This window comes from uncultured Tenacibaculum sp., assembly GCF_947495995.1.
Classification (GTDB): domain Bacteria; phylum Bacteroidota; class Bacteroidia; order Flavobacteriales; family Flavobacteriaceae; genus Polaribacter.
In genome coordinates this window covers 286,823-309,974 of record NZ_CANMAX010000001.1, presented here as the reverse complement: position 1 = coordinate 309,974, position 23,152 = coordinate 286,823, and the positions used below count along the sequence as shown (strand labels likewise).

22 protein-coding genes are annotated in these 23,152 nt (G+C 29.8%); 2 read left to right on the top strand and 20 right to left on the bottom strand.

The window, feature by feature from the left end:
- The gene (locus Q1A15_RS01365) at positions 1 to 2,772 is read left to right on the top strand and encodes a TonB-dependent receptor (protein WP_299617609.1); all 2,772 of its coding nucleotides are present in this window, start codon (positions 1 to 3) and stop codon (positions 2,770 to 2,772) included.
- A 50-nt stretch (positions 2,773 to 2,822) separates the two neighbouring features.
- On the opposite strand, the gene Q1A15_RS01360 is transcribed toward Q1A15_RS01365, so the two are convergent.
- Complete coding sequence (locus Q1A15_RS01360) at positions 2,823 to 5,075, bottom strand: reprolysin-like metallopeptidase (protein WP_299617607.1); 2,253 nt, start codon at positions 5,073 to 5,075, stop codon at positions 2,823 to 2,825.
- A gap of 202 nt (positions 5,076 to 5,277) precedes the next feature.
- On the opposite strand from Q1A15_RS01360, the gene lipB reads away from it, so the two are divergent.
- On the top strand, positions 5,278 to 5,991 hold the full coding sequence (lipB, locus tag Q1A15_RS01355) for a lipoyl(octanoyl) transferase LipB (RefSeq protein WP_299617605.1): 714 nt from the start codon (positions 5,278 to 5,280) through the stop codon (positions 5,989 to 5,991).
- A 33-nt stretch (positions 5,992 to 6,024) separates the two neighbouring features.
- On the opposite strand, the gene Q1A15_RS01350 is transcribed toward lipB, so the two are convergent.
- The 19 genes from Q1A15_RS01350 to Q1A15_RS01260 all read right to left on the bottom strand — a co-directional run bounded on the left by Q1A15_RS01350 (position 6,025) and on the right by Q1A15_RS01260 (position 23,137).
- A complete protein-coding gene (locus Q1A15_RS01350; RefSeq protein ID WP_299617603.1) occupies positions 6,025 to 6,666 on the bottom strand; it encodes a YceI family protein in 642 nt (213 codons plus the stop codon).
- A 74-nt stretch (positions 6,667 to 6,740) separates the two neighbouring features.
- Positions 6,741 to 7,193: a D-aminoacyl-tRNA deacylase gene (gene dtd, locus Q1A15_RS01345; protein WP_299617601.1), complete on the bottom strand. Its 453-nt coding sequence runs from the start codon at positions 7,191 to 7,193 to the stop codon at positions 6,741 to 6,743.
- A gap of 9 nt (positions 7,194 to 7,202) precedes the next feature.
- Entirely contained in the window at positions 7,203 to 8,153 is a 951-nt protein-coding gene (gene rsgA, locus Q1A15_RS01340) for a ribosome small subunit-dependent GTPase A (protein WP_299617599.1), read from the bottom strand.
- A 42-nt stretch (positions 8,154 to 8,195) separates the two neighbouring features.
- Positions 8,196 to 8,948, bottom strand: a complete 753-nt coding sequence (locus Q1A15_RS01335) for a DUF5995 family protein (RefSeq protein WP_299617597.1) — start codon at positions 8,946 to 8,948, stop codon at positions 8,196 to 8,198.
- A gap of 57 nt (positions 8,949 to 9,005) precedes the next feature.
- Entirely contained in the window at positions 9,006 to 10,088 is a 1,083-nt protein-coding gene (locus Q1A15_RS01330) for a bifunctional 3-deoxy-7-phosphoheptulonate synthase/chorismate mutase type II (RefSeq protein WP_299617595.1), read from the bottom strand.
- Positions 10,089 to 10,100: 12 nt separating this feature from the next.
- Positions 10,101 to 10,964, bottom strand: coding sequence for a prephenate dehydrogenase (locus tag Q1A15_RS01325; protein ID WP_299617593.1), 864 nt, complete (start codon positions 10,962 to 10,964; stop codon positions 10,101 to 10,103).
- 7 nt (positions 10,965 to 10,971) lie between these two features.
- Positions 10,972 to 12,129, bottom strand: coding sequence for an aminotransferase class I/II-fold pyridoxal phosphate-dependent enzyme (locus Q1A15_RS01320; RefSeq protein ID WP_299617591.1), 1,158 nt, complete (start codon positions 12,127 to 12,129; stop codon positions 10,972 to 10,974).
- Positions 12,126 to 12,950, bottom strand: a complete 825-nt coding sequence (locus tag Q1A15_RS01315; RefSeq protein ID WP_299617589.1) for a prephenate dehydratase — start codon at positions 12,948 to 12,950, stop codon at positions 12,126 to 12,128. Before Q1A15_RS01315 ends, Q1A15_RS01320 begins: the two co-directional genes overlap by 4 nt.
- A 303-nt stretch (positions 12,951 to 13,253) precedes the next feature.
- The gene (locus Q1A15_RS01310) at positions 13,254 to 13,661 is read right to left on the bottom strand and encodes a DUF393 domain-containing protein (RefSeq protein WP_299617587.1); all 408 of its coding nucleotides are present in this window, start codon (positions 13,659 to 13,661) and stop codon (positions 13,254 to 13,256) included.
- Positions 13,651 to 15,207 carry a hypothetical protein gene (locus tag Q1A15_RS01305; RefSeq protein WP_299617585.1) on the bottom strand — a complete coding sequence of 519 codons (1,557 nt, stop codon included), beginning with the start codon at positions 15,205 to 15,207 and terminating at the stop codon, positions 13,651 to 13,653. Before Q1A15_RS01305 ends, Q1A15_RS01310 begins: the two co-directional genes overlap by 11 nt.
- Positions 15,208 to 15,214: 7 nt before the next feature.
- The gene (locus Q1A15_RS01300; RefSeq protein ID WP_299617583.1) at positions 15,215 to 16,075 is read right to left on the bottom strand and encodes an ABC transporter ATP-binding protein; all 861 of its coding nucleotides are present in this window, start codon (positions 16,073 to 16,075) and stop codon (positions 15,215 to 15,217) included.
- Positions 16,076 to 16,129: 54 nt separating this feature from the next.
- Positions 16,130 to 16,855 (bottom strand): GLPGLI family protein, encoded by a 726-nt coding sequence (locus Q1A15_RS01295; RefSeq protein WP_299617581.1) that lies wholly within the window; start codon positions 16,853 to 16,855, stop codon positions 16,130 to 16,132.
- Between the two features lie 37 nt (positions 16,856 to 16,892).
- Positions 16,893 to 19,502, bottom strand: coding sequence for a carboxypeptidase-like regulatory domain-containing protein (locus Q1A15_RS01290; RefSeq protein WP_299617579.1), 2,610 nt, complete (start codon positions 19,500 to 19,502; stop codon positions 16,893 to 16,895).
- Positions 19,503 to 19,574: 72 nt separating this feature from the next.
- Positions 19,575 to 20,153 carry a DUF1700 domain-containing protein gene (locus Q1A15_RS01285; protein WP_299617577.1) on the bottom strand — a complete coding sequence of 193 codons (579 nt, stop codon included), beginning with the start codon at positions 20,151 to 20,153 and terminating at the stop codon, positions 19,575 to 19,577.
- Positions 20,150 to 20,485: a PadR family transcriptional regulator gene (locus Q1A15_RS01280; protein WP_299617575.1), complete on the bottom strand. Its 336-nt coding sequence runs from the start codon at positions 20,483 to 20,485 to the stop codon at positions 20,150 to 20,152. The genes Q1A15_RS01285 and Q1A15_RS01280 overlap by 4 nt, the downstream gene beginning before the upstream one ends.
- A 52-nt stretch (positions 20,486 to 20,537) precedes the next feature.
- Entirely contained in the window at positions 20,538 to 21,449 is a 912-nt protein-coding gene (locus Q1A15_RS01275; RefSeq protein WP_299617573.1) for an HTTM domain-containing protein, read from the bottom strand.
- A 20-nt stretch (positions 21,450 to 21,469) separates the two neighbouring features.
- Complete coding sequence (locus tag Q1A15_RS01270; protein ID WP_299617571.1) at positions 21,470 to 22,048, bottom strand: hypothetical protein; 579 nt, start codon at positions 22,046 to 22,048, stop codon at positions 21,470 to 21,472.
- 75 nt (positions 22,049 to 22,123) lie between these two features.
- Entirely contained in the window at positions 22,124 to 22,327 is a 204-nt protein-coding gene (locus Q1A15_RS01265; protein ID WP_299617569.1) for a hypothetical protein, read from the bottom strand.
- Between the two features lie 129 nt (positions 22,328 to 22,456).
- Complete coding sequence (locus Q1A15_RS01260; RefSeq protein WP_299617567.1) at positions 22,457 to 23,137, bottom strand: hypothetical protein; 681 nt, start codon at positions 23,135 to 23,137, stop codon at positions 22,457 to 22,459.
- Between the last annotated feature and the right edge of the window lie 15 nt (positions 23,138 to 23,152).

The following is a 23,152-nucleotide window of genomic DNA, read 5'->3' as shown; positions in this document are numbered from 1 at the left end:
ATGAAAAAAATATTTTTTCTGGCGATTGTAATGGTCGCCTGGTATACTAGTGCCCAAATTAAACTAACTGGGGTCGTTAAAGATAGCATAGGAAATCCACTAGAAATGGCTAATATGTTAGCCATTAATAAACAAGATAATAAAGTAGATTCTTACGGTTTTACTGATGCGTTTGGTAATTATAAACTGAATTTAAAGAAAAATGCCAGTTATACAATTAAAGCTAGTTATGTAGGAATGAAAACAGGAGAGTTTACCGTAACTACAAAAGATGTTAATATTAAAAAAGATATCACACTGGTTTTCGATAATACTTTAGATGAAGTTGAAATTATCTCAAAAATGCCAGTAACGGTAAAAGGAGATACAATTGTTTACAATGCAGATTCTTTTAAAAGTGGAACAGAGAAAAAATTAGGAGATGTGCTTAAGAAATTGCCAGGAGTAGAAGTAAATGATGAAGGAGAAATTCAGGTAGAAGGAAAGACCGTGAAAAAGGTAATGGTAGAAGGAAAAGATTTCTTTGATGGTGATTCTAAATTGGCAACAAAAAATATTCCTGCAAATGCTATTGATAAAGTTGAGGTTTTAAAAAATCACAGTGAAGTTCGACAAATGAGCAGTGTTACCGATAATGAAGATAACATAGTAATCAACCTAAAATTAAAAGAAGGGAAAAAGAATTTTTGGTTTGGAGAAGTTTCTGCAGGTATAGGAATGGCAACAGAAGATTCACGTTATATTGTTCATCCTAAGTTGTTTTATTATAGCCCGAAATACAGTTTAAACTTAATTACAGATTTTAATAATATTGGAGAAGTGCCATTTACACGTAGAGATTATTTTAAGTTTTCTGGTGGATTTAGAGGGGCAGGAGGAAGAGGAACTGGATTTAATGTAGCTTCTTCTGATATCGGATTTTTAACGCTAAGAAATAATAGAGCTAAAGAAATAGAAACAAGATTTGGAGCAGTTAACTTTAGTTATTCACCAAAGAAAAATTGGGATTTAAGTGGTTTTGGAATTTATTCGGGATCAGAAGTAGATCTTGAAGAGGTTACAACAAGAAATTATATTAATGAAAATGTAGATGCCAGTACTTTACCTCCATTTGATCCTAGTAATCCGAATTCGATTCGATTGATAGACACAGAAAGAATTAATAGTGTTTCTAAACAAAGAAGTGATTTAGGATTATTAAAACTAAGTTCTAGTTATAAACCCAATACCGATAATCAGTTTGATTATGATGTGTTTGCGAAAATTTCTAATCAAGAAGAAATTCAGAATTTAAATTCTTTAAGAACTTATTTAAATGATGTAGATGAATCGTTACCGATTAATCAAATCTCAAGTCAAAATCCGTATTCAATTAATCAAAATCTAAACTATTACTATACATTAAATGATAAGAATATTTTTGCCTTAGAAGCACAGCATTTATGGCAAAATGAAGATCCGTTTTATAATGCAGAGCTAGAAAATTTATCATTTTTCAATGTCTTAGGATTGGTAGATGAAGCTTCTCAACCGTTTGATGTTTCTCAGAATAAAAGAGTAAAAACAAATAAGATAGATGCAAAATTAGATTATTATTATGTAATTAATGCGAAGAGTAACTTGAATGTAACTTTAGGAACAACAATAAGCGATCAGCAGTTCGATTCAGATATCTTTCAAGTTTTAGCCAACGGAACTACAAATCCTATTACAGCTACAGATACAAGAAACGATGTAAATTATACTTTCGATGATTACTATGCTGGGTTACATTACAAATTCATCACAGGGATTTTTACATTTAATCAAGGATTTACGGCGCATCAATATTCAGCAAAAAACACACAGTTAGGGAGTGTTTTTGATAATCGTTTCACAAAATTATTACCAGATGTTTCAATAAAAGTGGCGCTGAAAAAGTCAGAGTCATTACGATTAAATTACAGTCAGCAAGTAAGTTTTACGGATATTAATAGAGTAGCAGAAGGTTTTGTGTTTAATAATTATAACAGATTATATTCAGGAAATCGTGAATTAGAAAGCTCGTTGTCACACAATGTAAACTTAAGTTACTTCAGTTTTAATATGTTTAATTATACGAACATATTTGCTAGTGTAAATTATAGTAAGTTGATAGATGCTGTGAAAGGATTGACAACATTTAATGGAGTAGATCAAGAGTCTACATCAATCAATTCAATTTTTCCAGATGAGACCATTTCAGCGAATGCAAACTTCCAAAAAAGTTATAGAAAGTTTAAAGTTACTTTAGGAGGAAATCTAGCATATTCAGTTTCAAACAACTTGTTCTTTAATCGCTTTACTTCGGAAAATGAAAACAGAGAATCAAACTCTTTTACACAATCATACAGAACTAGATTTAGTACTAATTTTAGAGAGTTTCCAAATTTTGATATCGGATATAATGTAAGTATCAATAAATATGATCAAGGAGGAAATGTAAATACATTCACAACTCATAGTCCGTTTGTAAATTTTGATGCTTTTATTACAAGAGATTTAGTTTTTAATACGAAGTATACATACAACAACTATAGAAATCAGTCTCAAACATTAAATGATTTTAGTTTTTGGGATGCAGATTTAACATACCAAAAGAAAGATAGTCAATGGGAATATAAAATGATGGTGACTAATATTTTAGATACACAATCTTTAAATCAAGATGGATCTAATACGATTTTCAACAGTTCATCAGCTTATATTATTCAGCCACGATACATTACTTTTTCAGTGAAGTATAATTTATAGAACTTTTAGAATTAATCAAAAAAAAGCCGAGGACAATGCCTCGGCTTTTTTTATTTTATAATAACTTTTCGAACCTCTTTTTTACCATCTTTTAGAACTTGTAAAAGATATAAACCAGGATTTACACTTCTATATTCTAATTGTTCCGCAAATTTATTAGTAGGGCTATTAAATTCTTTGTTTTCAACCAATCTACCTCTTAAATCAAATAATTGAATTTTGACATTACTCTGAGCTTCAATATCGAAAATTAAATTAAAGCTTTTATCTGAAGTAGGATTTGGGAATAAATTGAAATTATCGAAATCAACCACATCTCCAGTTCCAGCATCAGGATTATCAATAATAGTAAAGTTTGTAGAGTTTACGTTATAGAAAATATTATCAACAGCTTCTATCATAATTCTAGCTTGTGTGGTTGGAAGATTAGGAATAATAACATTCTCAATTCCGTCATTTGGTGTACTATTAACTATAGTTGTAGGGAACGTAACACCACCATCGGTAGATAATTTTATGCGAACATTTCTACAATTAATAGGAGCTTGATCTGTAGTAGATTTATCCCAGATAATAGTTTGAGTTGTAGCTCCGTCCCAACTAACTTCTGTGCTTGGAGTTGTTACTTCAAAAGGTTTTACATCAATTACAGAAATCTTCATATTATCAAAAGCAACAGATCCACCACCAGACTGATTATCTCTTACAGTTAACGTAAAATTCATTTCTCTTGCTACTTCAGGAAGCACTTCCCAAAAATCAAAAAACGCTCCAGAAACTATGGTTTCAAGCTCAGGTAAATAACGGTTTGGAGAAGTTGTTGGCGATAAAGATCTGAAAGAAGCCCCACCAGTACTTGTTGAAGCAGGAGGAGAAATTACAATTTCGTTATCAACTTGTTCCCAACAGTAAGTTAAGTTAGCAGAAGCATCATTATCAGATCCAGAACCTCTTAAAATTAACGGTGTTCTTCTCGGAACAGAATAATCTAAACCAGCATCAGCTGTAGGAGCATTATTTCCAGTATTAGAGTTGACACTACAAGGTGTGCTATTTTGAACAAAACTTAACATTTGCTGAACACTTATCGTGTGGAAATAATCATCACTATTATTTTGAACATTATTAGGAGAACAAATACCTGCATATGCCATAATTGTTGAACCACTACCAGGTTCTACGGCAGTTTCGTCATTTCTATTTCCTCCAACGCAACTACCAGTATCTCCATTAAAAGTGTGGTTTCCTCCAAATTGATGACCCAATTCATGAGCTACAAAATCAATATCAAAAGGATCATCTAAAGGAGAATCCCAACCAGTCATTGCACCAGCTTTTACGTCATTGTCACATACCGATCTAAAATACGCGATACCTCCATTTCCAGTAGCAAAAATATGTCCAACATCATAATTAGCAGAGCCTATTACATTGTCACATAATGTTTGATTTTGATTGATAAGAGCAAAAGAGTCATTATTATCTAAATTATCGCTAACAGGATCTAAGTTTATTAAAGGGTTGGTTCCTCCAACTAAAACTATATTCATGTGGACAGCAATATCTCTTTCATAAATACCATTAACTCTTGTCATGGTAGTGTTCATAGCCGATAAAACAGCAGCTCTTTGTTCTGCTTCTGTACCAGATCTTACACCTTGATTGTTGATGTGAAACTGCGCGTATTCACCTGTACAAGCAAGTGCTAATCTGTATGTTCTTAAAACACCATCGTTAAGTATGCGATGTTTAATTTTTCCAAAATAATTTTTACCATTTCTATTATTACCTAAAACATTACACGAGTGAGAAGAACGATTGTTATGATCTAAGTCATTTCTACTATATAAAATATAAGTTTCGTTATCTTTAGTATGAGGATCTAGATAAACAGTTGGTTTATCTAAAGAATATAATGTTAAATGAACTCCATCTGATCCAACACTTAATTTTCCAGTGGTTTTATTATCCGATTTTTTGGTAACTGAATATGATTTTATAAATCCAAACTCAGGAGACAATTCTTCATTGAAATTTGATGTCTCTTTGATTGTAAATTCAGAAATATTTCCATTGTTATCAGGAAGAAAAATACTTTGATTAATTCCTCTAGCTTTAATCTTTAATTTATTCTTAAAGACAGATAAATCTAATGAGAATAAACCATATTTGTTAGGAAGATCTTCATTAGGTTTAATTTGTTTGCTTTTTGCTGAAATATTTTTAGGAGTTATTTTTTTCCAAGTAGATTGAGAATGACCGACATAAATACTAATAAATAGCAGGATTAATGTTTTTCTCATAAATAAATAATTTTAATGATTTTAACTACTCGTTTAGTAAAACGAATAAAAGAGATTCTAACAAATGTATAAATAAAAACGCACTGATGATGAAAATATTCTTGAAAAGAATATAGATATATATTGAGATTAGTGATTACTATTTGTTTTATTAATTTAAATTTTTAGACGAAATTTGTTCTCTAAAGGTTTAATCTTTATTATGAATAAAAACGTCTGTTTAATAGATTTATCTCAAAAAGATTTTAAAGATACTTGGGAATTACAAACTGAAACACTGCAAAGTATAGTAGATTTAAAGATCAAAAATCGAAGAGAGCAATTAAATAAGCCAACAACAAATTATTTTTTATTTGTTGAGCATCCACATGTGTATACACTTGGGAAGAGTGGAGATATGCAGCACTTACTTTTAAATGAACAACAATTAAAAGAGAAAGAAATTTCTTTTTATAAAATCAATAGGGGTGGAGATATAACGTATCATGGACCTGGACAAATTGTTGGTTATCCTATTTTAGATCTTGAGAATTTCTTTACAGATATTCATAAATACTTGCGACTACTTGAAGAAGTAATTATAAAAGTTATTGGTGAATATGGATTAAAAGGTGAACGAAGTGAGGGAGAAACTGGAGTTTGGTTAGATGTCGGTACTCCATTTGCAAGAAAGATTTGTGCTATGGGAATTCGTACAAGCAGGTGGGTTACAATGCATGGTTTTGCCCTTAATGTGAATACTAATCTAGGTTATTTTGATCATATTGTACCTTGCGGAATTAATGATAAATCTGTAGCTTCTATGGAAGCTGAATTAGGAAAGAAGCTAGATGTAGAAGAGGTAAAAGAAAAAATAGTTTACCACTTTAAAGAGTTATTTGAAGTAGATGAAATCATAAAAAAAGCGAGCTTATAAGCTCGCTTTTTATTTTATATAAATAAGATTGTCTTATTTTCTTGCTTTAATTTCAAAAGAAAATTCAATGATATCATTGATAGCTTTATCTTTTAAATTATCAAAGAATTTACCAGAACCATATTTAACTCCAAAGTCAGTTCTATCTACACCGAAAGTTTCACTTTTTAAAGTAACGTCGTTCCCGTTTTCAGTTAAAGTAGCAGGAATTGTAATACTCTTAGTAACATCTTTAATTGTTAAGTTACCAGTGATGTGTAATTTACCATCTTTAACTTCTGAACTAGCTACTTCAAATTTAGAACTTGGGAATTTTCCAACGTTAAAGAAATCCTCATTCTTTAAGTGACCTTCTAAACCAGCTTTTTTCTTTCCTTCTAAATCAGAACAAGAAATAGAGTTCATGTCTAAAGTGAATTCTCCAGCCTTTACAACTCCACCTTCAACATCAAATAAACCTTTTTCAATAGTAATAGTACCATTGTGTCCTTCACCAACTGGGTGAGCTCCTTTCCAAGTTACTGTAGATTCAGCAACATTTACGTTGTATGAGTTGATAGGGTTAGTTACCTTCTTTTCTATTTTTACTTCTTCTTTAGCTTCTACTTTCTTTTCACCTTTACAAGAAGTTAAAGCGATAGCTACTACTGCTAATGATAAGACTAATTTTTTCATTTTTAGATTGTTTTATATGAATAATGAAATTTATATTCCATGGCAAATATATTTAATATTTATTGCCTGCGGAATTATTTTTTATCTTTTGTATCTATAATTATAGTTACAGGACCATCATTTAGTAAATCAACTTTCATATCTGCACCAAATATTCCTGTTTGAACTTTTTTTCCTAATTGATTTTCAAATTCTTTAATAAACTTTTCGTACATAGGAATTGCAAAATCTGGCTTAGAAGCTTTTATATAACTAGGTCGATTTCCTTTTTTTGTTGATGCATGTAATGTAAACTGACTTACAATTATGGCTTCTCCATTTGTTTGTAATAACGAAGAGTTCATTACATTATTTTCGTCGTTAAATATTCTTAGATTCACTATTTTCTTGGATAACCAAGTAATGTCATCATCATTATCTTCATCTTCAATTCCAAGAAGAATTAATAGTCCATCAGCAATATTAGCTACGATTTTTTGATCAACAGTAACACTTGCTCTAGATACTCTTTGAATTACAGCTCTCATGAATTAGTTTTATTGTCTTCCAGATAAAATATCGGTTCTATAATTTTCTTCTTCACCTTCTAAGATTTGTAAGTAACTTTTATATCTCGACCAAGAAATTTCTCCTGTTTCTAGAGCATCTTTTACAGCACAATTAGGTTCATTTAAATGTATACAATTATTGAATTTACAATCTTGTTTAAGTGCAAAAAACTCTGGAAAATAATCTCCTAATTCATCTTTTTCCATATCTACAACTCCAAAACCTTTAATTCCAGGAGTATCAATAATAGAAGCATCAAAGCTTAAATCGAACATTTCTGCAAAAGTTGTTGTATGTTGCCCTTGTTTGTGTTGATCAGAAATTTCTTTTGTTCTTAAGTTTAATGTTGGTTCTATGCAGTTTACTAAAGTAGTTTTTCCAACACCAGAATGACCTGAGAACATGCTTACTTTACCAGTCATCATTTCTTTAATTTGATCTACATTCTTCCCCGTTTTAGCAGAAGTTTCTATGCATTTATATCCAATAGGTTCGTAAATGTCTTTTAAATACAGAATCTCAGCCTTTTGTTCAATGCTGTAGGTGTCAATCTTATTAAAAATTAAAATAGTATCAATAGAATAAGCTTCCGCAGTAACTAAAAAACGATCAATAAATGTTGTAAAAGTAGGCGGATTATCTATGGTAACGATCAAAAATACCTGATCGATATTCGATGCTATAATATGAGTTTGTTTAGATAGATTTACAGATTTACGAACGATATAATTTTGTCGATCTAAAATAGTAGTAATAATTCCTGTTTCTTCGTTGTTCTTTGTTTCTACAGTAAATTCAACTTTATCTCCAACAGCAATTGGGTTTGTACTTTTGATACCTTTTATTCTAAATTTTCCTTTTATCCTACATTTATAAAAAGTTTCTTCATGTTTCACCCAGTACCAACTTCCTGTAGATTTATAAACAGTTCCTATCATATTGCAAAGATGAGAATAAATTAGAGAATCTTAATAATGACTTTATTTTGTTAAATCGTTAATTTTTTGACTAATGCTTCCTCTTTCACTAAGTCTTATAACACCAAAGATAATATTTGCAATAATTCCAGGATTTGTAATTAACGAAGCAATTTCAGAAACACTCTTATCTCTCTTATTGATTAAGTTTTGGATATTATCTTCTGAAGAATTTGCAAGTTTTACAGCAAAATCCCAAGCACCATCTCTGGCTATTTCCATACTAAAATCAACTAAGAAGTTGTCAAATTTACTTGTTAGTTTAAGGATTTTTTTGAGAAAAGGATAAATAGTTGATAAATCGTTTTCAACATCTGTTACTAAAGAGGAAAGTATGGTGTTTATTTTATTGAAATCGGTTTTTAAATCTTGAATATCGCTATTTTTCGTTACCTCATAAGCAGCAATTCCTAAATCTAAATTAATATGAGCGTTCATACCAATTAATAAATGTTGTAAAACAATTGGCCAAAATTTATCTGAAAGATCAAATGCTTTTTGCCATGATTCTGTTATTGTTTTATTTTCCTGAAATTTAAAATAAGCATCAATATATCGAGTTGCAAAAATCACATCTAGTCTTTCCATTCTAGGTCCATTTTCGAAAAAACCTTCAGCGATACCTTCTTTAACTTTTCGAGTTACTTTTAAGTATAAAGCAGCAAAATATCCTAGAGTAGAAGGTTTTTGTTCAGATGTTTTAATGATATCTTCTAGCGTATTTATTACATCATCTATAGTGTTGATGGTTCTCATAGTAGGTTAGTTTAGAATACTAAAGAAAATAAAAAAAGCGCAAATCTGCGCTTTTTTTTATCCGTTAATAATCTTTTTCTGATGATTAATACTTTCTTGGTGAATAGCCTTGAATATTTTTAAAACAAATTCTTCACTTAAGTTATTTTCCTCACCTTCTAAAATCATTTTACCTAAGATTTCATTCCAACGTTTAGTTTGTAAAATCGCAACGTTCTTTTCTTTCTTTAATGAACCGATTTTATCAGAAATCTTCATTCTCTTCCCCATCATTTCGATTAATTGGTGATCTACCACATCGATTTGAGTTCTTAAAGTATTTAAAGCATTTTTAAAGTCAACTTCAGTATCCGTTTCTTTTCTGATTTTTAAATCTTCCATCATTTGGATAAGTGTCGTTGGTGTGATTTGCTGTTTAGCATCACTCCAAGCATTATCTGGATCGTAGTGTGTTTCTACCATTAATCCATCAAAGTTTAAGTCTAAAGCAGTCTGACAAATATCAAAAATGATATCTCTTCTACCTGCAATATGAGAAGGATCGCAAATTAATGGTAAATCTGGGTAACGATTTTGTAATTCGATAGGAATTTGCCAGTTTGGATTATTTCTGTATCTCGTTTTCTCATAAGTAGAGAAACCTCTATGGATAGCTCCTAATTTAGTAATTCCAGCAGTGTAGAAACGTTCAAAAGCTCCTAACCATAATGGTAAATCTGGATTTACTGGGTTTTTAATTAAAACAATTTTATCAGTTCCTTCTAAAGCATCTGCAATTTCTTGAACGATAAAAGGACTCACAGTAGTTCTTGCTCCAATCCAAAGAATATCAATATCATGTTTTAAAGCTAACTCAACATGGTTTTTGTTCGCAACCTCAGTAGTTGTTAACATTCCAGTTTCCTTTTTAGCAGTTTCTAACCATTTTAAACCTAAAGCACCAACACCTTCAAAATTTCCAGGTCTAGTTCTTGGTTTCCAAATCCCAGCTCTTAAAACTGTAGCATCACTATCTTTTAATTCGTGAGCGATCTTTAATACTTGATCTTCAGTTTCAGCACTACAAGGTCCTGCTATTACTAAGGGATGATTTAATTTGAAATCATCTAACCATGTTCTTAATTCTTGTTTGTTTTCCATTTTTAGTTTCGTTTAATGAAGTTTTACTTCTTGTATTCCGTTTAAAATTTGTTTTATATAATTTGTGTTTTGCATCTCAGTGTAAATAGCTGAGAAATTATTTTCTTCTAATAATGTTTTAAAATGTTCTAAATTTTGAATGTATTCTGTTAAGGTTTCTATGACATTGTCTTTGTTTTGTTCGAAAATTGGAGTCCACATTGCAGGCGAACTTTTTGCTAAACGAACTGTAGAAGCAAATCCACTTCCAGCCATATCAAAAATATCTCGTTCGTTTTTTTCTTTTTCGATTACCGTTTTACCCAACATAAACGAACTTATGTGAGACAAATGTGATACGTAAGCAATATGTTTATCATGAGAAACAGGATCCATATATCGGATTCTCATTCCAAGGTTTGAAAAGATTTCTAAGGCTTTTTCTTGAAGCTTAAAAGCTGTTTTTTCAACTTCACAAATAATATTTGTTTTGCCTCTATATAAATCGTTTAAAGCAGCAGAAGGACCAGAAAATTCAGTTCCAGCAATCGGATGGGTTGCTAAGAAATTTCTTCTTTTAGGATGTTCTTTAATTACCTCGCAAACTTGTTCTTTGGTAGATCCTACATCAAAAACCAAACAGTTTTCAGAAACGATATCTAAAACTTTAGGGATTAAAGTCAAAGAAACATCTACAGGAACAGAAACAATAACAATATCTGCATTCTTTAAATCTTCAAAAGAAGCGCCTTTATCAACAATACCTTTTTCAATAGCTTCATCGATATGAGCTTTATTATTGTCTACACCAAATAGTACTGCTTCAGCATATTTCTCTCGAATATCTTTAGCTAAACTACCACCAATTAATCCAATTCCTATTACAAAAACATTCATAATTCTCTTAATTGTTATGATTTTCCAATCGGTTAATAGCTTCTTTGATTTGATCTTTATTTACGCATAAAGAGAAACGAATGTATCCTTCTCCTTGCGAACCAAAAATAGTTCCTGGCGCAGCGAAAATGTGATACTTATATAACAATTCATCAATAAATTCTTCTGATGTTTTTCCTGAAGGAAGTTTTGCCCAAACAAAAAGTCCGCTTGTGTTTTTATTAAAAGTGCAGCCTATTTTTTCTGCTAACTGAAAAACAAGTGCTTTTCGTTCTTTATACAATTCGTTTTGTTGCTGAATCCAGCTTTTAGAAGTTTTTAAAGCTTCTATAGCTCCTTTTTGTACTCCATAAAACATTCCTGAGTCCATTTGTGTTTTTACTTTAAGTACTTGGTTGAGAAAATTAGCATTTCCTAACAACATTCCTACACGCCAACCCGCCATATTAAATGTTTTACTTAAAGAATTTAGTTCTAAAGCCACATCTTTAGCTCCTTCTAATTCTAGAATACTAGTTGGTTTTTCATTTAAAATGAAACTGTACGGATTATCATTTACAATAAGAATACTGTGTTTTTTAGCAAACTGAATTAGTTTTTCGTAAGTGTCTTTTTTTGCATTTTCACCAGTTGGCATATGCGGATAGTTAATCCACATTAATTTTACTTTTGACAGCTCTAAACTTTCTAATTCATCAAAATTAGGTTGGTATCCATTGTCTTCAGAAAGATTATAGTATACAGCTTCTGCACCAATAAGATTTGTAACAGAAGTATACGTAGGATATCCTGGATTCGGAATTAAAACTTGATCACCTTCGTTTAATAAAGCCAAAGAGATGTGCATAATTCCTTCTTTACTCCCCATTAAGGGAAGCACTTCATTTGAAGGGTTTACAGTTGTGTTGTAGTGTGTTTTGTAAAATAATGAAATAGCTTCTCTTAATTCAGGGATTCCTTGGTAACTCTGGTATTTATGAGCACCGTTTTCGTTAATTCCATTGGTAATAGCTTTAATAACTTCTGAAGGTGGTTGTAAATCTGGACTTCCAATTCCAATATTAATAATTGGTTTTCCTTCAGCGATTAATTCTCTAACTTCTCTAAGTTTTCTTGAGAAGTAGTATTCTTGTACGGTATTTAAACGATCTGCAAATTGTATCATGATCTTCCGTTTTTATATTCTCCTAATATTTTAAAATCTGTAGCCATTATCTCTATAATTGCTTTGGCTTTAGCGTAATCTTCATACGTATCGAAAGTAACATCAACGAAAAAAGCATATTTCCAAGGTGTTTCGATTTTTGGTAACGACTGAATTTTAGTTAAATTCAGTTTACAATCGCTCATTACATTTAATATCGCAGCTAAACTTCCTCGTTTATGATCGAGTTCAAACTTTAAAGACGCTTTGTTAATGTCTTCTTTTCCGTTTTCTGGATTAGAAGTTTGAAGAATTACAAAGCGAGTAGCATTGTTTTTAATCGTTTGAATTTCATCTTCTAAAACTTCTAGGTTAAAAATATCTGCAGCCATTTTTGGAGCAATTGCAGCCACGCCTTTTAATTGTTTATCTGCAATTCGTTGAGCAATTGCAGAAGTATCTACATCTTCAACTAATTTTATATGACGGTGTTGTTTAAAGAATTCTTTACACTGTAATAATGCCATCGGATGTGAACAAACCTCTTTGATTTCTTCAATAGATTGATTCGGTAATGCCATTAAATGGTGATGAATAGGTAAGTAATATTCACCTGAAATATGTAAGTTGTATTTATCTATTAATGCGTAGTTAGGTATAATTGAACCAGCAATAGTATTCTCGATCGCCATTACAGCTTGCTCAGATTTTTTGCTAGTTAAACTTTCTACAAGAGCATCAAAAGACAAGCATTTTTCTAAGCTTATATCTTCTTGATAAAACTTGTCGGCAACAATATGATGGTTGCTTCCTTCTATTCCTTGGATGGCTATTTTTTTCATTTTAATCCATAAAAAAAGCCTCGATATATCGAGGCTTTATAATTTATATAATTTAATGTTATCTTAAATACATGATACAAAGCCTCTCCTCTTACTAAAATAGTAAAAGTAAAAATAGAAACCTTGCCATACATTTTGTAACATAACTCTTAACTTAAATGTCTGAAACAAATCTATATATTAAAATGATAAAAACAAATAAATGATTTACGAAAGTTGAATTTTTGTGATTTTGATAAAAAAAACTGTTTAATATTTAAGAACTTCGAAAAGTTCTTGAGTTATTGTACGTTAAAAAATATTTTAAATAAAATATTCACGTTCTTTAGGAGTGAGCATTTTACACTTTTTTCGTAAAAATTGATGACGATACTTGGCAATAAGATCGTAAATCGTATTACTAATGAATGAAGGAGTGTATTTTAGGTAAGAAAGATACTTCCATTTAGAATTCAAATGGTTTAAAATTCTTAAGAATCCATTCGATTTTGTATACACAATGTTTTCTTCTATTAAAAGAATAGAATCTAAGCTTGCATTTATATTGAAAAGAGTTCGTAGTTCTTTTCCTGTATCCGATTGCTGTGCGATGAATCTAAGTTTGTCTGAAGGGTTTTTTTGTAATAGAAATAAAATTGATTGATTACAAAAACCACAATCACCATCATATAATACTAATACGTATTTATTCAGTAGTGTTTTAATTTCCATAATTCTTGTTTTTGTATAGTAATAAATAAGAAGCTGTAAATAATAAGGTAGTTAATAATACCATTACTAAAATGTAACTATAAGAGTTATGCAAACCTCCGAAGTAATCTAATGCTTCTATTTGATTGATGTTACAGTATACTAGAAAGAAGAAGGCGATTTCGAAAGTCTTTTTTGATTTGGTGAAAGCACCTAAAAAGACTGCAGTTACTACGATAAAAGTTGCACCTAAAATTATATTGATAAAACTTGTAATATCTAATTGTAATACATATCGAATTAAAACAGGTATCGCAATACATATAGATAATGATAAACCAGCTATGATTCTAGATATTGTTAATCTCTTAAGTGGGTGATAAGATGAGTTTGTAAAGAAATGAGTTCTAAATGTTTTGTCTTTCGTAACTAAATCAGACCAAACAGCTACTTGTAAAAACCATAATATTGGTAGTACATATAAATGTGCTATATGTAAAGGAATAAAAATCATGCTAATAAAACCACATAAAGTCAGTATCCATAAATACGACGGATTTTTCCTAATTAGCATCAATATTTCCGCATTAATTAAAGGAGCTAAACTATATGAAAACTCAACATTAGCGTCATCTAAATTACCTAATTTAAAGTCTGCACTTTTGTATTTAGATTCTTCATGAAAACTAATTGTCTTCTTTGGAGATTCTTTAAAATTAAATCGTTGAAAGAAAAACGAAATTATCAAAGCACCTAAAACTCCTAATAATACCCAAAGTAATCGACTTATGATATACCAATTAGGAAAAGATAAAGCATTCATCTCGAATATTTTTTGTGGATTTCTATTACCAGATACAAAACCAATAGATAAACTTACATTTTCTCTATTGAAGGTTTCTTGAACTTGATTTGATACACTGCTTGTTGTATGTTGAATTCCGAAAACATCGGTAGACAAAATCGCATTATTTTCTATTGATGAAGAAAATAAAATAGCAAAGAATAAGAATAAAAATACTCCATATTGCAACATTCTTTTTTTAGGAAAAATAACTTCTAAGATTACAGAAAGACTAGCCACAACAAATAAAGAAGGTATTGCAATAAATAAATAAGGTTTTATAAAACTTAGTAAATTGAAAGCATATTCGTTTCCGTATAGGAAGAATAAGAAAATTCCGGTTAAAAATATAATCGCTAAAATGCTAAGTAGAACCAAGAAATTACTCAATATTTTAGCAAATAAATAATTAATATTAGAAATTCTTGTTGTTCCTATGATATGACCAATTCTAGTTTCTATATCTTTTCTGATACTTCCGTTTACTAAGAAAAAACCACAAAGAGATAAAAAAGTACTAGCCATTATTGCTGTGACAAAACCAATCCATTCTGAATTGTAAGCTCCAGTATATCCGCTAAAACTAACAGTTACATAATTAGCATCTGGAGATGGTACAAAGTTAAAAGCTATAAATAAACTAAATGCTATAGTTAATAAGAAAGAATAGCTTCTTATGTATTGTAAAAAGTTTCCTTTAATAATATTGAAATATGGTAACATAATGGATTTAGTTTTTAGTTAAATAGATATAAGCATCTTCTAGAGTAGGAGTAACCATTTCTCCTATTTGATTTACTGCATTTGAAGTATAACGAACTTTAAATTGATCGTTTACACGGTACGAACTCACTACATTAAAATTACTTTTAAAGTTGATAATGTTCGATTTACTAATCATTGTTTCGTAAACCTTTCCTTCAGCGAGTTTTACGATTGCATCTTGTTTATCTTTTACAATAAGATTTCCTTTTTTCATTATTGCAACTTCATCTGCAATAGATTCGATATCAGAAACGATATGAGAAGAAAGAATTACAATCCTGTTGGTTGCTAAATCTGAGATTAAATCGCGAAAACGTAAACGTTCTTCAGGGTCTAACCCAACTGTTGGCTCATCAAAAATTAAAACTTTAGGATCGTTTAATAAAGCTTGCGCTATTCCAATTCTTTGAATCATTCCACCAGAATATGTTTTAAGTTGATTTCTAGCAGCGTCTGTTAAGTTTACTTCTTCTAATAAAGTTTCAATTCTGTGGTGTAAGTTTTTTCCACCTACACCTTTCATTGCAGCCATGTAGGCTAAAAATTCATATGCGTTTAAATTTGGATACACTCCAAAATCTTGAGGTAAATATCCTAATGTTTGACGCATGTAGTTCGGGTGTTTTACAATGTCGTTTTCGTTTAAGAAAATTGTTCCTTGTGTTGGCTTTGTAATGGTAGAAATCATTTTCATTAAAGTTGATTTTCCTGCGCCATTCGGACCTAAAACACCTAATATTCCTGATGATATATCAATAGAATAATCACTTAATCCTATTTTTTTTGAATTATATTTCTTGGTTAAATTTTTTATCGTTAACTGCATTGCTTTTAATTTTTTAAGGGGTGAATATTCTATTGATATAGTTGAGGTTGATTATTATCCTTTGCTGATCATTCTTTGAAAGTTTTCTTTCTTTACATGTACTTTAGATAAAGGAATAGATTTAGCTTTTTTATCTCTTGCATCTACTTCTTTATACTTGTTGTTAAATTCATCAGCTGTACAGTAAGAGATTGTATTTGTGTTGATTGATTCAAACGGACTGTTAGTTTCTAATACTAATCCTGGTAATCCGAAGAATGTATATGGTCCACCGTTTACTGGAATTTGTGGAGTAAACCAAGCGTAGATTTCAGGATTTCCTTTTAAGTGTGCTTTTTTACATTGGTATCCGTTAATTTCTTTTTGATCAGCAGTAAATTCCCATTTAATGTTATTACTCTTTTCTTCGAAAAAGATGTCTTTACCCATAAAGTTTTCTTTTCCTTTAATTTCTCCGTTTTTGTTTTTAAGTACGTAAAAAGTATATCCTGTTGTGCTTAAGTTTTTTACTTCAGAAACAGAGTCTAACACAAATAAAGATTCTTTAGTTTTAGTGTTAATGTAGTATGTACTGTGCACTTTGTAATCTCCCATCATCTTTAAAAAACTAGATAATTTTTGAGGATCTTGAATTTGTTTTTTCATCATTCCTACCATAAATTCAGATACACATCCACTAGTATATTTTACTTTTAATACTTCTTTTTTATTTGATTGAGCGTTGATGTTTAATGATAAGTTTACACAAATGATTAAGGCTAAGATTTTAATTGTTTTCATGATATTAAGTTTTAATAGGTTATAAGTTTTTTATTTTTTAAAAATTGAATTTAATTCCTGCGATGATATAGTTTAATGATTGATTGTTAACTAGGGTAGTGGTAATACCGTTTCTAATAATGAATTGCGAATTGTAAGCATCGTTTTCAAAGAAGCCAAGTAACTCTCCAATATGTCTTCCTTCAATACTGTAGGTTATTTTTCCACGAGTATATTCAAAACCTAGGTTGATGTTTTTTCTTGAAAATGTAGTGTTGTTTATTAAGTTGTTATCGTATAAAAAACTGATGTTTCCTTTGTAAGATTTATCTTTAAATAGTAGAGAAAAAGCACTACTAGAATATCTAGAATCGTATGAAAGATTTTCTACTTCATCAGTAATGAATGATAATCTTGTAGATAAACTAAAGTTGATAAAGTTATCTGTAATCGTTTCAATATTAATTCTTGGAGCAATATTCTGAGCTTGAATAGTAACATCTTGCTGCGCTATTTTTGATGGAAACTTAGATTGTGTATACGATAATGATAGATCTACTTTCGTAGGAAATTTTATCTGAGCTACCGTTTTAGAGTAAAATGTTTCCACAGAATAATCGCGAGACTTGTCTGCTATAAATAATTCATATTCTGTAATTCCGTTTTGTTGTTGTACAAAAGCTCTTTGTAACGAATTATTTTGTGTTTTATAAGAAACAGATAATGAAAAGATTTCTGCATCGAAAAGATTATCGTAGTTGTAACTTGCATACAATTCATCTGAAAAATTGAATCCTAAAGGAAAAGCAAGGTTTCCATTCCAAATACTATTAAAAGGTTGTAATGTGTTGATACCTGATTCTAGTTCATTGAATCTACGTTCTCTATCGTATCCAATAAAGTATCTGTGCATTTTACGATCATAATCGATCCAAAGCGACATTGGAATAAATGTATCATTCAGTTCACTGTTATTATTTAAAATATTCGTAAAACTATCTACACCAAATGATGCCTGGTAACCTAATCCTTTTTTAATAACATCGTTACCTCTAATTTTTAAATTGAAAACATAATTGTTACGATCTCTATCAATAATATTCTGACTAACATCTTTGTCAAAAATCTTTTCTTGAGTGTTGTAATAATCTACAGTTAGTAAAGGAATAAAAGCTTCAGAAACTTTTAAACGTAATCCTAATCCACCTGAAAATTCGTTTTTATCAAATTTATAATCTTGAATTTCACTAATTGAATTTGTATTGCTAGTAGCTGTGTAATCGTTAAAGAAATTTGTTCCTTCGTGATATAATCCAGCCTTAGCTTCTAAGATTAAATTCTGTCTGATTTTACTTTTTAAATTTAATTGATGAAACCCAGAGAAAACTTCATTTAAATTGTTAGAAAAAGTAGTGTTGTTTCCACTAGGAGTACCATTATTGAAAAGTTCATTTTCTACAGTACTTTTATTAGTATCATCTATATAGTTTGCATTTAAGTTATAACTAAGAATTGTTTTGTCTGAAACTTTATAAGCTAAACCTAAAGCAGCTAAAAAAGATTGTGTTTTTGTTCTTGTATTATCGGTTGTGTTCAGTAGATTTTCATTTTCTAAAGTACTAGTGTTTTGTAATACGCTGTTTATTCTATCTGGAGCAAAGTGATAAAAGATTCCAGAAGTTTTAAAACGTTGTGTTTGGTTTCTTAAAGTTAAGTTTGTACTTGAGAAAAAATCTTTCTGTAAATTTTCATTTGTAGCGAATAACATTCCTAAGCTTTGTGCTTGATACGGTGAAAAAGGTTGTCCTTCGCTAAATAATTTCTTTATTTCATTAGATTTTATTGTTGCTTTTCCAATGTTATTTGTGTTCTGAGTTAAGAAAGCATTTAATGATGAAGAAAATAGAAATCCTTTTGCTCTAATCTCATATTTATTATCATATCCATATTTAGCTTCTAAAGAACCGTTTACTATGGTTTGATTTTCGTTTTTAGTATCGATGTTTAAAACACTTTCTTCTTCTTCGTCGAAGTCTAGAGAAAAATCATCGTTATAATTGTTGATAACACTTATTCCTTCAATAATTTTATTTTCAATGTTCTCTAAAGCAATACTATTTTGATTTTCGAAAGATGGCTTTTTGTTTACTAATATCTTATCGATATTTTTTCCTTTGTAGATAATTGTACCGTCATCTGATAATCTAAAATTTGGAATCTTATTTAAGATGTCTTTAAGATTATCGTTATCATAAAGATTTAATTTGTCTAGATCTAATTTTACGGTGTCTTTAGCTTTTTTACTTGACACTAATATTACTTCGTCTAAAGAAGTAAGATTTTCTTCTAAAGTAAAATTAATTGTAAGTGAACTCTTATTTAAATCTTCGTTAGTGAAGCTATATTGCTTTTTTAAGAAAGCAATGTGAGAAACTTCCATTGTGTAACCAGAACTTATTGTCGAATTTATTTCATAGTAACCTTTATCGTTTGTAACTGTATATTCTATTATTTTTTTACTTGTATCATAAAGAATTACAGCTGCACCTTCGATAGGAGTCTCAGTAAGATCTGTTATTTTACCTGAGATTACTTTTTTCTGAGCAAAACAAAACAGCACTTGTAAAGAGAAAATTAGTAATAATATATGTTTGCGATGTAAGTTCATGTTGAAATCAGTTATACAATGTTGTTTATAAAACCATATACATTGTTAAGCTATGTATTAGGTCAAAAATTTTTATTTCTTTTTTCGTGTAACTCTTAATAATATAGTCAGTAAGATGTATAATACTAAAGCACTAAAAAATACAGATGGAATAAACCAGTTACCTAAAACTTCAGTAACATTTTCATTTGTTTTTAACATCCCTAAGGCTACAAATTCTCCATCTTTTAAAAACAATCCAGTATTGTCTGGATATCTAATTTTTAAGTACATTAAAAATCCAAAACCTAATAAAAGAATGTAAAGAATAGCAAAAATGCTGTAAACAAATCCGTTTTTAATATTTAAGAATATAGCTTGAAATATATGTTTCGGATTAAAAGTTCTTGTTGCTTGTTTTAATTTTTTCTCAGCAACTAATGGTTTTAAAACTATTTCAGGATCTCCTAAGTCTTGTGTTATTTTTAATAATTTTTCCACTTCATTAGTGTTACTATCGTTAAGTATACCTTCATAAATATGGCTATTAAACTCCATTAAAACATCTTTCTTGTCGTCGTCAGATAATACAGCAGCTGTTCTACGAATTCTTCGAATGTAGTTATCGTAAATCTGTTGAGCTGATTTGTCGTTAAACTCTATGCTTTTCATTTTGCTAGCTTTTTAATTGATGTTTCAAGTGATTGCCAATAGCTAATCATTTCGTCTAATGTTTCAGTTCCAATAGTAGTAAGCTGATAGTATTTTCTTGGTATTCCTGATTCTTGTTCAACCCATTTAGAAGTTACTAGTCCTTCTTTTTTTAATCGATTCATTAAAGGATACAACGTTCCCTCTGCGATTTCTATGGTTGTATATTTCTTTACTTGTTCAATTAACTCGTAGCCGTAAAACTCGTTGTCTCTTAGTACGTTTAAGAGGATAAAGGCTAATGTACCTTTCTTTACTTGTGATTGCCACTTTAGAACAAATTCTGAATTCATGATTCAAATATACTAAAAATACATTGTAATACTATGTATTGTGTTAAAAATATTAGATCGTTTGTGTTTCCAAGGAATTTAAATTGCTTTTATTCCTAATTTTTATAATAGGTTTTAAGTTAATGTGTTGACCGAATGCTATTAAGTTTAATAGTATCATTATAGCTCCGAATGTATAGAAATCCATAAATATTGCTATTCCTAAATGCATTAGAATTACTAGCGATAATGTTATTTTTCGTGTATACTTGGTAAACATTAGTGCTACATAAAACAATTCTATAATTACAGTCCCTAAAGCTAAAATCTTAAACAGTATCGGATGTTCAACCAATGGTAATGAATTTTCAATAACAGTACTTGATGAATACGTGTTAATAACTAACCATATAGCATTTCCGTCTAACCAATCAGTTCCTAAAGCTTTACCTAACCCAGCAAAGAAATATACTAAGCATAAATGAATTTGTAAAAATCGGATCGTAAATGAATACAATATGTTTTGTGTGTTTTTATTGAATAAACAACTTGTACATATAGCTAAATTAAGAATCAGAGTGAACGACATAAAATAATCTGCTCCGTAGGAAAATAAATATGCAGAATTAATCAACATAAAATGTATAAACCAGGCAGTAAATGCAAATACAGCTTTATTAACATTCAACAGCATTGCTATTAAACTACTTATATAAGCAAAAACAAATACAATTAATGTTGTGTTAGCACTTAAACCGATATAAGAAAAGCTTTTAAAAAACCATGCTAATACTGGTTGATACCAAAAGTTGTATCGCTGGTTAACTTCACTTTTTATAATACCTTGTTCGCTATAAATATGAAATAAATCTGGTAATACTGTTAGTATATTAATTAATGCAAATATTACGATTGCTTTAATTACAAGTTCCCTATTGCTGCTTTTGAAGCCTTGAAAAATGAATTTGTCTATTTTAGTAACCATGATGATATTAGTTTTTACAATTAATTTTTAGCGATTTTCTGATGCTTTGTTGCGGAGAAACCTAATATACTTTTATGTGCTACTTTGTAACCTAAACTTTTAGCGGTTTCTAAATCCATATAACGACTTAAGTTTAAGTAAACATCAAGTTTTTCAATATCTGGATTGGCAGAGAATAAGTAAGATGATATCGATTTTAATATCAACTCTCGTTCTTCTACATTAAAAATATTAGACTTAAAGTGCAGGTTCGCACATCCAAACTTAAGTTTAGATTCTTGTGTTAGGAGCGGTAGTTCTATTCTTTTATCATTTGCCATAAAAGCAATGTCTACTTTTATTTGAGTGACATTGGGCGAGAAAAAAGAATACCCTCTATTGGTTCCTGTGAAAATAGAATAACAGTATATAAAATCAGTTACAGCTTCAGAACATTTAAAAAAGCTACTATAATCAACTATTTTTTGTCCGGTTGGATTTAGCTTAGAGTAAGCTTCTTGATCATCTTTAAACTCAGTAAAACTTGTAAATCCTATAATCAGCATAAACGCAATATGAGCAACAAGACAACCGAGTAATATGTATTTAAAAGTTTTCATAAATAGAGTTTTAAAACATTAGAAAAGGAAAAGGTTACCAGGGTAACCCTTCCTTATGTTGTAGAAGATTACTTCTTATCTAGACCCCTTGTAAACGTAGTCTCTTGATACAAAAGTCCACTCTTTTAATGGCTCAGAAGTTTCGTCAAAGTTAGCTGCAGTTGTAATGCTTACTTCGTTCATGTCTACTGGTTGAGCGTTTGCAGTTGTTGTAAAAGATCCAATTGTTAAAGCAGTTAATGCTAATCCTCCGATTAATTTTGATACTAAATTTTTCATTTTTATTATATTTAAAAAAGGTTAATTAAAAACAATCTTAGTTTTGAGACTTTAATTGAACATCGGTCTAACCATTGGCCTTTGGTATTTCTTACACTTCAAAGGTAGTTACTTACCTTTCTTTTTCTGCTACACTAAAGGGTAGTTGGTGTTTAAAGTATTGAAAACTACACTTTTGGGTAGTGATTCAGTGTTGTTGTAATTTGTCTCTACAGTAACTAGAGATTTGTTCTTATTATAGAAGTTGATAAGCCCATCATAGCTTAATGCAACAGGTATAGTTTCAGATCCTAAATAGTGTATTGGTTTACCTATTATAGTAGCTTTAATGCCTAATAATCGTAATACACGTAATAATTTACTATCACATTCGGCAAATGCGACATTGTCTTTGTGTTCACAGACTGGTTTTATGGCACAAACCATTAATTTTTTAAATAGATTAATGTCGCCTATACTTTTATTGATTGCAAATCGCCCAATATGAAAGATATTATTCACACGATCGTTCTTTACAGCCATTAAAGGATGAATACCAAAAATCTTTTGTAATGGTAGTGTATCTTTAAAGTTCCATTGTAAAACTCGAATAGCTCCATTTATAGTTCCTAGCATATCTTTAGAAACAAAAATTTGAGAATCGTTGAAGTAATTTAGTTCTTCATAATATATAGCGTCTATATCTTCTTTATGATTACTTGGTAATGTTTCGTTAGCATGATGCTTGTAATTTTCAAGTACAATAAATTCAGCTAAGTTTATTATTTGATTAATTTCTAGTTTTTGCAGATAGTTTTTAGATGGTAACATAGTAAAATAATTTAC

Coding starts and splice junctions, on each gene's coding strand:
- Q1A15_RS01365 (WP_299617609.1), top strand. CDS start 1: ATGAAAAAAATATTTTTTCTGGCGATTGTAATGGTCGCCTGGTATACT.
- Q1A15_RS01335 (WP_299617597.1), bottom strand. CDS start 8,948: ATGAGAACCATCAACACTATAGATGATGTAATAAATACGCTAGAAGAT.
- dtd (WP_299617601.1), bottom strand. CDS start 7,193: ATGAGAGCTGTAATTCAAAGAGTATCTAGAGCAAGTGTTACTGTTGAT.
- Q1A15_RS01270 (WP_299617571.1), bottom strand. CDS start 22,048: ATGAAAACTTTTAAATACATATTACTCGGTTGTCTTGTTGCTCATATT.
- Q1A15_RS01320 (WP_299617591.1), bottom strand. CDS start 12,129: ATGATACAATTTGCAGATCGTTTAAATACCGTACAAGAATACTACTTC.
- Q1A15_RS01300 (WP_299617583.1), bottom strand. CDS start 16,075: ATGCAGTTAACGATAAAAAATTTAACCAAGAAATATAATTCAAAAAAA.
- Q1A15_RS01315 (WP_299617589.1), bottom strand. CDS start 12,950: ATGAAAAAAATAGCCATCCAAGGAATAGAAGGAAGCAACCATCATATT.
- Q1A15_RS01275 (WP_299617573.1), bottom strand. CDS start 21,449: ATGGTTACTAAAATAGACAAATTCATTTTTCAAGGCTTCAAAAGCAGC.
- Q1A15_RS01260 (WP_299617567.1), bottom strand. CDS start 23,137: ATGTTACCATCTAAAAACTATCTGCAAAAACTAGAAATTAATCAAATA.
- Q1A15_RS01290 (WP_299617579.1), bottom strand. CDS start 19,502: ATGAACTTACATCGCAAACATATATTATTACTAATTTTCTCTTTACAA.
- Q1A15_RS01305 (WP_299617585.1), bottom strand. CDS start 15,207: ATGTTACCATATTTCAATATTATTAAAGGAAACTTTTTACAATACATA.
- Q1A15_RS01285 (WP_299617577.1), bottom strand. CDS start 20,153: ATGAAAAGCATAGAGTTTAACGACAAATCAGCTCAACAGATTTACGAT.
- Q1A15_RS01360 (WP_299617607.1), bottom strand. CDS start 5,075: ATGAGAAAAACATTAATCCTGCTATTTATTAGTATTTATGTCGGTCAT.
- Q1A15_RS01330 (WP_299617595.1), bottom strand. CDS start 10,088: ATGGAAAACAAACAAGAATTAAGAACATGGTTAGATGATTTCAAATTA.
- Q1A15_RS01265 (WP_299617569.1), bottom strand. CDS start 22,327: ATGAAAAATTTAGTATCAAAATTAATCGGAGGATTAGCATTAACTGCT.
- Q1A15_RS01280 (WP_299617575.1), bottom strand. CDS start 20,485: ATGAATTCAGAATTTGTTCTAAAGTGGCAATCACAAGTAAAGAAAGGT.
- Q1A15_RS01295 (WP_299617581.1), bottom strand. CDS start 16,855: ATGAAAACAATTAAAATCTTAGCCTTAATCATTTGTGTAAACTTATCA.
- Q1A15_RS01350 (WP_299617603.1), bottom strand. CDS start 6,666: ATGAAAAAATTAGTCTTATCATTAGCAGTAGTAGCTATCGCTTTAACT.
- Q1A15_RS01325 (WP_299617593.1), bottom strand. CDS start 10,964: ATGAATGTTTTTGTAATAGGAATTGGATTAATTGGTGGTAGTTTAGCT.
- lipB (WP_299617605.1), top strand. CDS start 5,278: ATGAATAAAAACGTCTGTTTAATAGATTTATCTCAAAAAGATTTTAAA.
- rsgA (WP_299617599.1), bottom strand. CDS start 8,153: ATGATAGGAACTGTTTATAAATCTACAGGAAGTTGGTACTGGGTGAAA.
- Q1A15_RS01310 (WP_299617587.1), bottom strand. CDS start 13,661: ATGGAAATTAAAACACTACTGAATAAATACGTATTAGTATTATATGAT.